Consider the following 12,924-nt stretch of genomic DNA (forward strand, 5'->3'; position numbering starts at 1 on the left):
GGTAGCCTGCTAGCGATGCGGCCATCAGCATCACTGCATCAAATTTCAGGTAATAAAAAAGGTCCGCATCGCTGCGGGCCTTTTTTAAGCAGTGCGGAGCGGGGGAATTAACCCGCCACCAACACCCGAATCGCTTCCAGCCGCAACGCAGCCTTGTCGAGCATGGCCAAACCTTGCTCGCGCTGTTTGCGCAGGGCAACCAGTTCGCTGTCGCGCACGGTCGGGTTGACCGCTTGCAGTGCGGTCAGGCGCGCCAGTTCTTCGTCGGTGTCGGCCGCCAGACGACGTTGCGCTTCGGCAACCCGTTCGGCGTGACGCGGGAAGATCTTCTCCTCGCCGGCGTTGATCCGTGGCGTCAGCTGATCGCGCTGAGCCTGGATGAACTTGTTGGCGCTGGCGCGGGGCACGCTTTCCAATTGATCGTTCAGAGTTTCGAACGACACCCGTGCCGACAGGTCGTTGCCATTGGCATCGAGCAGGCAGCGCAGGGCGGCCGGCGGCAGGTAACGGCCCAATTGCAGCGAGCGCGGGGCAACTACTTCGCTGACGTAGAGCAGTTCGAGCAACACGGTGCCCGGTTTCAGCGCCTTGTTCTTGATCAGCGCCACGGCGGTGTTGCCCATGGAACCGGACAAGACCAGGTCCATGCCGCCCTGAACCATCGGGTGCTCCCAGGTAATGAACTGCATGTCTTCGCGAGACAGCGCCTGGTTACGGTCGTAAGTGATGGTCACGCCTTCGTCGTCGCCCAGCGGGAAGCTGGCGTCGAGCATTTTTTCGCTCGGCTTGAGGATCAGGGCGTTTTCCGAATGGTCTTCGCTGTCGATGCCAAAGGCGTCGAACAGAGTTTCCATGTAGATCGGCAGGGCGAACTGGTCGTCTTGCTCAAGGATGTCCTCGACCAGCGCATCACCTTCGCCCGCGCCGCCGGAATTGAGCTCCAGCAAGCGGTCACGGCCGGTGTGCAGCTCGGCTTCCAGGCGCTCGCGCTCGGCGCGGGCTTCGTCGATCAGCGCTTGCCACTCGCCGTCGTCGGCATTTTCCAGCAGCGGCAGCAGGCGCGGGCCGAACTGATGCTGTAGGGCGTTGCCGGTCGGGCAGGTGTTGAGGAACGCGTTCAGCGCTTCGTTGTACCACTGGAACAGACGTTCTTGCGGGCTGGTTTCCAGGTATGGCACGTGCAGTTCGATGATGTGCTTCTGGCCGATCCGGTCCAGACGACCGATACGCTGCTCCAGCAGGTCCGGGTGCGACGGCAGATCGAACAGCACCAAGTGGTGCGAGAACTGGAAGTTGCGACCTTCACTGCCGATTTCCGAGCAGATCAGCACTTGCGCGCCAAATTCTTCGTCGGCGAAGTAGGCAGCGGCGCGGTCACGCTCAAGGATGTTCATGCCCTCGTGGAAGACCGTGGCCGGAATACCGGAACGCACGCGCAGGGCGTCTTCCAGGTCCATGGCGGTTTCGGCGTGGGCGCAGATCACCAGCACTTTGGTGCGTTTGAGCATCTTCAGCTGATCGATCAGCCATTCGACGCGCGGGTCGAATTTCCACCAGCGTTCTTCTTCGTTGGCGTCCGGTTGGGCCTGAAAGCTGACTTCCGGGTACAGCTCGGCGTGATCGCCCAGCGGCAGTTCGAGGTATTCGTCCGGGCATGGCAGCGGGTACGGATGCAGTTTGCGCTCCGGGAAACCCTGTACGGCGGCGCGGGTGTTGCGGAACAGCACGCGGCCGGTGCCGTGGCGGTCGAGCAGTTCGCGGACCAGGCGGGCGCTGGCTTCGATGTCGCCATCATTGACGGCAGCCAGCAGCGCTTCGCCTTCGTTGCCGAGGAAACCGTGAATGGTCTTGTGTGCTTCCGGCGACAGGCGCCCTTTGTCCAGCAGCTCCTGAACGGCTTCGGCCACCGGGCGATAGTTTTCGCTCTCGGCGCGGAAGGCGTGCAGGTCATGGAAACGGTTCGGGTCGAGCAGGCGCAGACGCGCAAAGTGGCTGTCCTGGCCGAGTTGTTCCGGGGTCGCAGTCAGCAGCAAAACGCCGGGAATGACTTCGGCCAGTTGCTCAACCAGCGAGTATTCCGGGCTGGCCTTGTCTTCGTGCCACACCAGGTGGTGCGCTTCGTCGACGACCATCATGTCCCAGCCGGCCGCAAACAGCGCGTCCTGGGCTTTCTCGTCTTCCACCAGCCACTCGAGTGCAACCAGCGCGAGCTGGGTGTCTTCGAACGGGTTGGCGGCATCGCTTTCGATGAAGCGTTCTTCGTCGAACAGCGCGACTTGCAGGTTGAAGCGGCGGCGCATCTCGACCAGCCACTGGTGCTGCAGGTTCTCCGGCACCAGGATCAGCACGCGGTTGGCGCGGCCCGAGAGCAGTTGGCGATGGATGATCAGGCCGGCTTCGATGGTTTTACCCAGGCCCACTTCGTCTGCCAGCAGAACCCGCGGCGCAATGCGGTCGGCGACTTCACGGGCGATGTGCAACTGGTGCGCGATCGGTTGCGCACGCACGCCACCGAGGCCCCAAAGCGCGGACTGCAACTGGCGGCTGGTGTGTTCCAGGGTGTTGTAGCGCAGGGAGAACCAGGCCAGCGGGTCGATCTGCCCGGCGAACAAACGGTCGCTGGCCAGACGGAACTGAATGAAGTTCGACAGCTGGGTTTCCGGCAGGGTGACCACTTCGTTCTGCGCGTTGAGGCCGTGGTAGACCAGCAGGCCATCGACGTCGTCGACTTCCTGGACGGTCAGTTTCCAGCCTTCGAAGTGAGTGATGGAGTCGCCCGGCGAAAATCGCACGCGGGTGAGGGGCGCATTCCGTAGCGCGTACTGGCGAGTCTCGCCAGTGGCCGGATAGAGCACGGTCAACAAGCGGCCGTCCTGTGCCAGAACGGTGCCTAAACCCAGCTCGGCTTCGCTGTCACTGATCCAGCGTTGCCCCGGTTGATACTGCTGCGCCATGCTGCCTGACTCCCACCTTGAAAAAGCGGGCTATCTTAACGGAATGAGGGCTTCAGGGCCAAAGGACTCTCATAAAAACTCGCACTCTTACGTTAGCCCAGGGACGCGATGCTTGCAGGTCGGGGCACCAATTGGTGCCAAACTGGTCACAGTTTGCGACCGATGGCTCAAGTCGCCATCCCCGCAGCCGACAGCCTGCTGACAGGAGACTAAATAATTATGCTGCCACCGATGCTCCCCTTGAGTGCCGTGCCGATCACGTCACAGCAGGACCCGATCCGCCAGCGCCCGGATATTCCGCCTGTTGTGCCGGTGCAGGAAAGCTCCAACGAAAGCACCATCGACCTGCAGCAGCGCGATCCCGAAGAAGCGGCTTTTCAGCTGCGCGAGGAACAGCGGCGCAAGCAGGAGCGGGAACGGCGTCGACGCGAGGCCGATGAGGATCCGGAGGAACATCTGGCGATTCCCGGTGATGAGCTCAATGCCGACAATACCGTGCCGGTGGCGCCGTTGATGGAAGATCAGCCGCGCCAGGGGTTGTGGGTCGATATCCAGATTTGAGGTTGTGGCTGGTCAGCGCTGCCGTGAGACCGCATTATTGTGACAACCCTGCCAAGTGATGTACCGAACACCATGAGCCAAGACGACAAGCTGATTGATCTCAACTCCGAACGCGCCAAGCGGGTTCATGACCTTAATGAAAAGCGTCTGAATGAAGTGCGGCAGGCGTTCGAGCAGGCGATGCCGCTGGGTAAAGCCAAGAAGAAGCCGAAGAACAAACCGAAAAAGCGTTGAAACACCCTGCATCGGTTGATGCAGGTCAGTTATTTCCCCTCCTTTACGCCCTGTCTTGGGCGACATTGATCCCGGTCAATTTTCTCTTCTGCCTGATTGGTTAACTTAGCCCTATCGCAACAGGGCAAGTGCAGGAGAGCCGTCATGTTTTTCGACAACGTGGTGATCGCCGGGGTGCTGACAGTCGGCCTCATGGTTCTGTTTTTCGCAGGGTTCGGATTTTTTATCTGGAAGGATTCGCATAAGCGTAAACCGTAGTTCTTTCTGGATGTAATGAGCACGCAAGGCATTTTGGGCAACTTCGGTTGCCCTTTTTTTTGCCCACGAAAATCTGACTGACAATAAGGAACCCTGTGGGAGTGGGCTTGCTCGCGAAGGCGGCCTGATAGCCGACCTATCTTTCTCTGGTGTACATATCCATTCCCGCGGTAACGGCCGCTTATGGTTTCGCCCTTACGGCGACTCACTATTTTTTTCAAACGCCAAAAAAAAGTAAGCAAAAAAAGGCTCGCCCCGAACGTCCGGCCCCTCGCCTGGGCTCGGCGTTCCTTCGCTCCGGCATTCATCTGGGGGCATCGCCTCCGGTCGGCTTCGCTTCGACCTCCTCTCGATGTGTGCGGCTTCGCCGCACGGCGCTACGCGCCCACCCCCCAGATGAATGCCTCCACTCAGCCTCCCGAAGGGGCGGGCAGATCAAGATCAAGAGCTGCAGGCGAGCTAACGCTCGGCCTGTTGAGTGGTGAGAAGCGAACGGTGCACGCCGATCCCCTGTGGGGGCGAGCCTGCTCGTGATGGCGGCCTGACAGCCGACCAGTTTCTTGCAGATGTGCCCAGTTCCCCTGTGGGAGCGGGCTTGCCCGCGAAGGCTTCCTCATGGGCAACCAACTCTTTTGACAACTACGAAGGCCGAATTTCAGGCAATAAAAAGGCGCGAACCTCACGGAACGCGCCTCTTTTGTCGCAGCGATGTATCAGCTGCCCAGTGCCTTCGACGCCAGCCAGAACAGGCCGGCCGACAGGGCCACTGTCGCGGGCAGGGTCAGGACCCAGGCCAGCAGGATGGTTCTCACTGTGCCGCCTTGCAGGCCACTTTTGTTGGCGACCATGGTGCCGGCAACGCCTGAGGACAGGACGTGGGTGGTGGAGACCGGCAGGCTGAAGATGTTGGCCATGCCGATCAAGCTCGCGGTAGTGATCTGTGCCGACATGCCTTGGGAGTAAGTCATGCCCTGCTTGCCGATCTTCTCGCCGATGGTCAGCACCACGCGTTTCCAGCCGACCATGGTACCCAGGCCGAGGGCCAGGGCGACCGCCAGAATCACCCAGAACGGGGCGTATTCGGTGGTGGTGGTCAGGTCTTTGCGCAGTTTGTCCAGGTCAGCCTTTTCACGGGCAGCGAGGCCAGGCAGCTTGCCGACTTTCTTCGCCGTGTCATCCAGGCAGAGCAGATAACGACGCACTTCGATACGGCTTTCCGGCGACAGCGAGTGGTAATCCGCCACACCTTTAAGGGTGCCGAGGAGGGCGGTGATGGTCGGTTCGGTCTGTTGCGGGTTGCAACGGAATTTCTCTGGCAGATCGCCTTCTACGCTTTTGCCCAGGGCCAGGTACTCGCCCAGGGTGTCGGCGTTGCGCTTGTAGAACTGGCTCAGGTGCAAGGTCGCATCGCGGGTCCGTTCGATCTGGTAGGTCGTGCTGCCCAGGTCGAGAACGAACTGCGCCGGCACGATACCGATCAGCACCAGCATGATCAGGCCGATACCTTTCTGACCATCGTTGGAACCGTGCACGAAGCTCACGGCCATGGCCGAGATCACCAGCACCAGGCGGTTCCAGAACGGCGGGTGTTTCTTGTCGTCGATCTTACGGCGCTGTTCCGGTGTCTTGTGCATCTTCGACAGGGGACGCCACCATTTAAGGCCGATCAATATGAGAGCTGCGACCAGGAAACCCGCCATCGGCGAGAACACCAGGGACGCACCGATATCGATCGCTTTCTGCCAGTTCACGCCATCGGCCAACGGAATGTCGTTGATCAACGCGTTGGCCAGGCCGACACCGAGGATCGAACCGATCAGCGTGTGGGAACTGGAGGCCGGGATACCGAAGTACCAGGTGCCCAGGTTCCAGGTGATGGCGGCGGCGAGCAGCGAGAACACCATGGCCAGCCCGTGACCGGTGTTCACATTGATCAGCAGCTCCACCGGCAGCAGGTGGACGATGGCATACGCCACACCGACACCGCCCAGCAGTACGCCGAGAAAGTTGAACACACCGGAAAAGAACACCGCCAGATGAGGCGGCATGGCTTTGGTGTAGATAACGGTGGCCACCGCGTTAGCGGTGTCATGAAAGCCGTTGATGAACTCGAAGGCGAGGACAAAGGCCAGGGCGAGCAAGAGGCTCACAAGCACCCAAGCATCCAGTCCGCTGAATAAATCGATCATGAAGGTTTTCTGACCCGGTCATAAGGGGGCGCGATTATGCCAGAAAAGACTGCTAATCGATGCACTAGGTGCTCATCGGTAACATTCTTCAACGAATTAGTTTGTGACGATAGCCTATCCCCGAGGTTTTTACCGGGTTTTGCAAGTCATTGAATTCAGATGAAAAGGCCGCAGCCACAAGGGTTTCTCTCGTGAGGCCGAGAGGCTTGAACACTTGTGTGAAATATCTGAGAGGAGGGTCAGGCAAGTGCCATTTGCCTCATCCGCAAGGTGAGGTGGCCGCTGCCCGCTTGTAGCGGGCGCGAAAGGCATCATCAGAACACCCCGCTTTTAACGGGTGCCGATGCAGACCCTGAAAGGATTCAGGCCGAGGTAATCAGGGTTCTTCGGCTTTGAGTTCCTTTTCCATCTTCTGCAATTCCTGGGTGAATGCCTGATCTTGAACGGTGGCGCGTTTACGCCAGGGTTTGCGTTCGGGTTCGGGCTGAGCGGCGTAGGTGGTGACTTCCCCGCCGTAAACTTCCTTGTAACGTTGTTCCTGGCGCTCAAGTTCCGCGCGCAGTTCGTCTTTCGTCACAGTGCTACCTGTATGAGTTGAGATAAATTCTGGTGAAACGCGCTGCATCGAATCTATTGACCACACTCGTCGAAAGGCCAATGCCCGATAAAGGCATCGTTTTTTTACGGCGTGCGAACAATACTTCCATGTTGCAGGCGGCCACGGCACCAGATAAAAACAGCTGACGTAGCATCAGTTACCTGTTTCAGCGAGCGCGTTGGCGGAACATATGAAATGAGCGTCAAGCGCTTGCCGTAGGCAGCGACGATAGAAAACCGGGCTGCCGGGTAGCGGAACCGGCACGTAAAAACCGCTTCGCCACTGAGGTGCATTATAGCGGTCGATCCGAAGAACACTATCTCTTGAGAGTTAAAAGTAGTTCTACCTGTGTGATTGTTTTGTTACTCACAACTTTCAGCGGTAACTAGGGTGTGGATGATGTCACATTGCGACGATGTCTTTCTGACGCCATAAAGTCGAACAAGTTAACCCCACTACATCAGCCCTTAATCAGCGAAGAATAAAAGCATGTAGCGGACACTGCGCAACTCAGCGCGGGGAAGGTGGCCATCGCCTGTAAGGCCGATTGCGATTATCGGTCGATGGTTCGATAATCGCCCAATCTTGCGGCCTGTGGCTTGTGTGCAGGACCCGAAGCCGCATGTAATAGCCGCTGATCCGTGTAGGAAAAGGACCTGATATGAACGATCAAATGCGCAATTCCTTTGCTTCAGTGGCGCCGCCGATCGTGGCCTCACCCGCCAAACGAATCCAGGCCCTGACCGGCGACCCGGATTTCATGACGTCGCTGGCCCGGGGATTGGCGGTGGTTCAAGCATTCCAGGAGCGCAAACGGCACCTGACCATTGCCCAGATCAGCCACCGCACGGAAATTCCCCGTGCCGCTGTGCGACGTTGCCTGCACACCCTGATCAAGCTCGGCTACGCCACCACCGACGGTCGCACCTATTCGCTGCTGCCCAAAGTGCTGACACTCGGCCATGCCTACTTGTCCTCGACGCCTTTGGCGGTGTCCGCCCAGCCGTATCTGGACCGCATGAGCGAGCAACTTCACGAGGCCTGCAACATGGCCACGCTGGAGGGCGACGACATTTTGTACATCGCTCGCTCGGCGACCACACAACGCCTGATTTCCGTCGACCTGTCGGTGGGTGGGCGGTTGCCGGCGTATTGCACGTCCATGGGCCGGATTCTTCTTGCGGCACTGGACGACACGTCGCTGCGCGAATACCTCGACCATGCGGAGTTCCAGGCCAAGACCAGCCGAACCTTGCACACCCCCGAGGCGTTGTTCGAATGCCTGCAGGAAGTGCGGCAACAAGGCTGGTGCATCGTCGATCAGGAACTGGAACAGGGTCTGCGTTCAATTGCCGTTCCGGTGTACGACGCTTCGGGCCAGGTAGTGGCCGCGCTCAACGTCAGTACCCACGCCGGGCGGGTCAGCCGCAACGAGCTGGAGCAGCGTTTCTTACCAGGCTTGTTAAGTGCCAGTCGTGACCTCAGCGCCCAGTTGTTTGCCTAAGCTGTTCGATAAACGCACAGAGTCGCGTTTATCGAATTGACGCTGTTTCCCCAAGATCACTAATGTCGCGGCAGCGCCAGCCTTGGCTGGCACCTGTCCGACTGCGTTCTTGCGTGGAATAAAAATAATGAACCAGCCTCAGTCTGCTGTAGGGAACTGCCTCGATGTGCAGTCCTTCATCAATGCTCAACCCATTTCGCGCTACCAGTGGCGAGTGGTGATCCTGTGTTTCCTGATTGTCTTCCTTGATGGCCTCGACACTGCGGCCATGGGCTTTATCGCGCCGGCCCTGTCCCAGGACTGGGGCATTGATCGCGCCAGCCTCGGCCCGGTAATGAGTGCCGCGTTGATCGGCATGGTCTTCGGCGCACTGGGCTCCGGTCCCTTGGCTGACCGCTTTGGGCGAAAAGTCGTACTGGTTGGCGCGGTATTGTTGTTCGGCGCTTTCAGCCTGGCCTCGGCGTACAGCACCAACGTCGATCAACTGCTGGTGCTGCGCTTCCTCACCGGCCTGGGCCTTGGCGCCGGGATGCCGAACGCCACCACGCTGTTGTCGGAATACACCCCGGAGCGCAAAAAATCCCTGCTGGTGACCAGCATGTTCTGCGGCTTCAACCTCGGCATGGCCGGTGGCGGGTTTATCTCGGCCAAGCTGATTCCGGCCTTCGGCTGGCACAGTCTGCTGCTGATCGGCGGGATTCTGCCGTTGATCCTCGCCGTCGTCTTGCTGTTCTGGCTGCCGGAATCGGCGCGTTATCTGGTCGTGCGCAACCGTGGCACCGACAAAGTGCGCAAGGCCCTCGCACCGATCGATCCGACCGTCGTCGCTCAGGCGTCGAGTTTCAGCGTGCCGGAACAGAAAACCGTCAAGGCGCGCAACGTGTTCGCGGTGATCTTCTCTGGCACCTACAGCACCGGCACCTTGCTGCTGTGGCTGACCTACTTCATGGGGCTGGTGATTGTTTACCTGCTGACCAGTTGGCTGCCGACGCTGATGCGTGACAGTGGCGCGAGCATGGAACAAGCCGCGTTCATTGGCGCGCTGTTCCAGTTTGGCGGGGTGCTGAGCGCCGTGGGCGTGGGCTGGGCGATGGACCGGTTCAATCCGCACAAGGTCATCGGCGTTTTCTACCTGCTGGCCGGGGTGTTTGCCTACGCGGTAGGGCAGAGCCTGGGCAATATCACGATTCTGGCGACATTGGTGCTGGTGGCCGGGATGTGCGTCAACGGTGCGCAATCGGCGATGCCGTCGCTGGCGGCGCGTTTTTATCCGACCCAAGGGCGCGCGACCGGGGTGTCGTGGATGCTGGGGATTGGCCGTTTCGGCGCGATTCTCGGGGCGTGGATGGGCGCTACGTTGCTGGGGTTGGGCTGGAATTTTGAACAGGTGCTGACGGCGCTGGTGATTCCGGCGGCGGTGGCGACCCTGGCGGTGGTGATCAAGGGCATGGTCAGTCATGCGGATGCGACCTGACAGCCTGATCCAGATACTTTGGCGCGTTTGAGGGCCTCTTCGTCGGATTGCCGCCCAGACCAAGCCCGCTCCCACAAGGATTGCGCATCAACCTGTGGGAGCGGGCTTGCCCGCGATGCTTTTGGGATCGGTAGCGAGACAACAATCTGTTCGATAAACGAACACTCAGTCGATTATCGGATTGTTTGGCGTTTTGCACAGGCTTAACCTGCAGTCATTCCGGCGCTGCGCATCGCGCCTTTTTCTACCACTGTCGGTTCATAACAAACGGGAGCCTGCCCCATGGCTGAAATCCTTTCGCTGCACGACGCGGTGAAGCAATTCGTCAACGACGGCGATACCGTCGCGCTCGAAGGCTTCACCCACCTGATCCCTACGGCGGCGGGTCACGAAATCATTCGCCAGGGCAAGAAGGATCTGACGCTGGTGCGGATGACGCCTGACCTGATCTACGACCAGTTGATCGGCGCCGGTTGTGCTCGCAAGCTGATTTTCTCCTGGGGCGGCAACCCGGGTGTCGGTTCGCTGCACCGTCTGCGTGACGCGGTCGAGAAGCAGTGGCCGCACGCGCTGGAAATCGAAGAACACAGCCACGCCGACCTGGCCAATGCCTACGTCGCCGGCGCCTCCGGCCTACCGTTCGCGGTACTGCGTGCCTACGCCGGTTCCGACTTGCCGAAGGTCAACCCGCTGATCAAAACCGTCACCTGTCCGTTCACCAGCGAAGTATTGGCCGCCGTGCCTTCGGTACGCCCGGACATCACCGTGATTCACGCGCAGAAAGCCGACCGAAAAGGCAACGTGCTGCTGTGGGGCATTCTCGGCGTGCAGAAAGAAGCCGCGCTGGCCGCCAAGCGTTGCATCGTCACCGTCGAGGAAATCGTCGACGACCTCAATGCTCCAATGAATTCCTGCGTGCTGCCGACCTGGGCCTTGAGTGCGGTTTGCCACGTCCCTGGCGGCGCGCATCCGTCCTACGCCCACGGTTACAACGAGCGCGACAACCGCTTCTACCAGGCTTGGGACCCAATTGCCCGCGACCGTGAAACCTTCACCGCGTGGATCAACGAATACATCCACGGCTGCGCTGATTTCAGCGAGTTCCAGGCCAAGCTGGCCGCTGCTTCGGAGGCCAAGTAATGACTTACACCACCAATGAAATGATGACCGTCGCCGCTGCCCGCCGCCTGAAGAATGGTTCGGTATGCTTCGTCGGCATCGGCCTGCCGTCGAAAGCCGCCAACCTGGCGCGTCTGACGTCTTCGCCGGATGTGGTCCTGATCTACGAATCAGGTCCGATCGGTGCCAAGCCAAGCGTACTGCCGCTGTCGATCGGTGACGGCGAACTGGCGGAAACCGCCGACACCGTCGTCCCGACCGGTGAGATCTTTCGCTACTGGTTGCAGGGCGGACGTATCGACGTCGGTTTTCTCGGCGCCGCGCAGGTCGACCGCTTCGGCAATATCAACACCACCGTGGTGGGCGACTATCACCAGCCGAAAGTGCGCCTGCCGGGTGCCGGTGGCGCGCCGGAGATTGCCGGTTCGGCCAAAAGCGTGCTGATCATCCTCAAGCAGTCGGCGCGTTCGTTTGTCGACAAACTCGACTTCATCACCTCGGTCGGCCACGGCGAGGGCGGTGATTCGCGCAAGCGTCTCGGCCTGCCGGGTGCCGGTCCGGTCGGCATCATCACCGACCTGTGCATCATGGAACCGGAAGCGGACACCCATGAATTCGTGGTCACCGCGCTGCATCCGGGCGTAACTCGCGAGCAAGTGATTGCCGCCACCGGTTGGGCGATTCGCTTTGCCGAGACGGTTGAACACACCGCCGAGCCCACCGACGTCGAGCTGAAGGCGCTCAGGGACCTGGAAGCCCGCACCGCCGCCGCCCACGGCCAGGCACCGGGAGAAGCGTGATGCGCGACGTTTATATCTGCGACGCGATTCGCACCCCCATCGGCCGTTTCGGCGGTGGTTTGTCAGCCGTTCGCGCCGACGACCTCGCCGCCGTGCCGATCAAGGCGCTGATGGAGCGCAACCCGTCGGTGGACTGGAACGCAGTGGACGAGGTGTTTCTCGGCTGCGCCAACCAGGCCGGCGAAGACAACCGCAACGTCGCCCGTATGGCGCTGTTGCTGGCGGGCCTGCCGGAAAGCATTCCCGGCGTTACCCTCAATCGCCTCTGCGCGTCGGGCATGGACGCCATCGGCACCGCGTTCCGCGCTATCGCGAGCGGTGAAATGGAGCTGACGATTGCCGGCGGTGTCGAGTCGATGTCCCGCGCGCCGTTCGTGATGGGTAAGGCCGATGCGGCGTTCTCGCGCAACATGAAACTGGAAGACACCACCATCGGCTGGCGTTTCATCAACCCGTTGATGAAAGCGCAATACGGCGTCGATGCGATGCCGCAGACCGCCGACAACGTCGCCGACGATTACGCTGTGTCCCGCGAGGATCAGGACGCTTTCGCCCTACGCAGCCAGCAGCGGACAGCCGCCGCGCAGGCTGCAGGATTTTTCGCTGAAGAAATCGTTGAAGTGCGGATTGCCCACAAGAAAGGGGAAACCGTCGTCAGCCAGGATGAGCATCCACGTGCCGACACCACGCTGGAAACCCTGGCGAAACTGAAGCCGGTCAACGGTCCCGATAAAACGGTCACTGCCGGTAACGCATCGGGTGTGAACGATGGTGCCGCGGCGTTGATCCTGGCCTCGGCCGAAGCAGTGAAGAGACACGGTCTGACTGCCCGCGCCAAAGTGCTGGGCATGGCAAGTGCCGGTGTAGCGCCTCGGGTCATGGGCATTGGCCCGGTCCCGGCGGTGCGCAAACTGACCGAACGCCTCGGTCTGGCCGTCAGCGATTTCGACGTGATCGAACTCAACGAAGCGTTCGCCAGCCAAGGCCTGGCGGTGCTGCGTGAATTGGGGCTGGCGGATGACGCGGCGCAGGTCAACCCGAACGGTGGCGCCATTGCCTTGGGCCATCCGTTGGGCATGAGCGGCGCGCGCCTGGTCCTGACCGCGTTGCATCAGCTTGAAAAAACGGGTGGCAAGAAAGGCCTGGCGACCATGTGCGTCGGCGTCGGCCAGGGCTTGGCCTTGGCCATCGAACGCGTCTGACGCCCGGCAGACTAATAAGAACAGAGGAAAG

Annotated in this window: 11 protein-coding genes; 8 read left to right on the forward strand and 3 right to left on the reverse strand. The window is 60.4% G+C overall.

Going from position 1 to position 12,924, the window contains the following annotated elements:
• Positions 1-107: 107 nt before the first annotated feature.
• Entirely contained in the window at positions 108-2,954 is a 2,847-nt protein-coding gene (gene rapA / locus ACA075_RS06280; protein ID WP_497297741.1) for an RNA polymerase-associated protein RapA, read from the reverse strand.
• A gap of 219 nt (positions 2,955-3,173) precedes the next feature.
• On the opposite strand from rapA, the gene ACA075_RS06285 reads away from it, so the two are divergent.
• The 3 genes from ACA075_RS06285 to ccoM all read left to right on the forward strand — a co-directional run bounded on the left by ACA075_RS06285 (position 3,174) and on the right by ccoM (position 4,007).
• Positions 3,174-3,515 (forward strand): aspartate-semialdehyde dehydrogenase, encoded by a 342-nt coding sequence (locus tag ACA075_RS06285; RefSeq protein WP_219096872.1) that lies wholly within the window; start codon positions 3,174-3,176, stop codon positions 3,513-3,515.
• Positions 3,516-3,587: 72 nt separating this feature from the next.
• Positions 3,588-3,749, forward strand: a complete 162-nt coding sequence (locus tag ACA075_RS06290) for a hypothetical protein (protein ID WP_007935839.1) — start codon at positions 3,588-3,590, stop codon at positions 3,747-3,749.
• A 144-nt stretch (positions 3,750-3,893) separates the two neighbouring features.
• Positions 3,894-4,007: a cytochrome c oxidase subunit CcoM gene (gene ccoM / locus ACA075_RS06295; RefSeq protein ID WP_010462558.1), complete on the forward strand. Its 114-nt coding sequence runs from the start codon at positions 3,894-3,896 to the stop codon at positions 4,005-4,007.
• A 713-nt stretch (positions 4,008-4,720) separates the two neighbouring features.
• Here ccoM and ACA075_RS06300 read toward each other — a convergent pair.
• Positions 4,721-6,196: an inorganic phosphate transporter gene (locus tag ACA075_RS06300; RefSeq protein ID WP_219095263.1), complete on the reverse strand. Its 1,476-nt coding sequence runs from the start codon at positions 6,194-6,196 to the stop codon at positions 4,721-4,723.
• 376 nt (positions 6,197-6,572) lie between these two features.
• Positions 6,573-6,773 carry a hypothetical protein gene (locus ACA075_RS06305; protein WP_007935837.1) on the reverse strand — a complete coding sequence of 67 codons (201 nt, stop codon included), beginning with the start codon at positions 6,771-6,773 and terminating at the stop codon, positions 6,573-6,575.
• A 682-nt stretch (positions 6,774-7,455) separates the two neighbouring features.
• On the opposite strand from ACA075_RS06305, the gene pcaR reads away from it, so the two are divergent.
• The 5 genes from pcaR to pcaF all read left to right on the forward strand — a co-directional run bounded on the left by pcaR (position 7,456) and on the right by pcaF (position 12,893).
• On the forward strand, positions 7,456-8,298 hold the full coding sequence (gene pcaR, locus ACA075_RS06310; protein ID WP_497297742.1) for a pca regulon transcriptional regulator PcaR: 843 nt from the start codon (positions 7,456-7,458) through the stop codon (positions 8,296-8,298).
• A gap of 127 nt (positions 8,299-8,425) precedes the next feature.
• A complete protein-coding gene (gene pcaK / locus ACA075_RS06315; RefSeq protein WP_497297743.1) occupies positions 8,426-9,772 on the forward strand; it encodes a 4-hydroxybenzoate transporter PcaK in 1,347 nt (448 codons plus the stop codon).
• Positions 9,773-10,054: 282 nt separating this feature from the next.
• Entirely contained in the window at positions 10,055-10,912 is an 858-nt protein-coding gene (locus tag ACA075_RS06320) for a CoA transferase subunit A (protein WP_497297744.1), read from the forward strand.
• On the forward strand, positions 10,912-11,691 hold the full coding sequence (locus ACA075_RS06325) for a CoA-transferase subunit beta (RefSeq protein WP_497297745.1): 780 nt from the start codon (positions 10,912-10,914) through the stop codon (positions 11,689-11,691). The genes ACA075_RS06320 and ACA075_RS06325 overlap by 1 nt, the downstream gene beginning before the upstream one ends.
• Entirely contained in the window at positions 11,688-12,893 is a 1,206-nt protein-coding gene (gene pcaF, locus ACA075_RS06330; protein ID WP_497297746.1) for a 3-oxoadipyl-CoA thiolase, read from the forward strand. Before ACA075_RS06325 ends, pcaF begins: the two co-directional genes overlap by 4 nt.
• The last annotated feature ends 31 nt before the right edge of the window (positions 12,894-12,924 follow it).

This window comes from Pseudomonas sp. LBUM1663 (genome assembly GCF_059695905.1).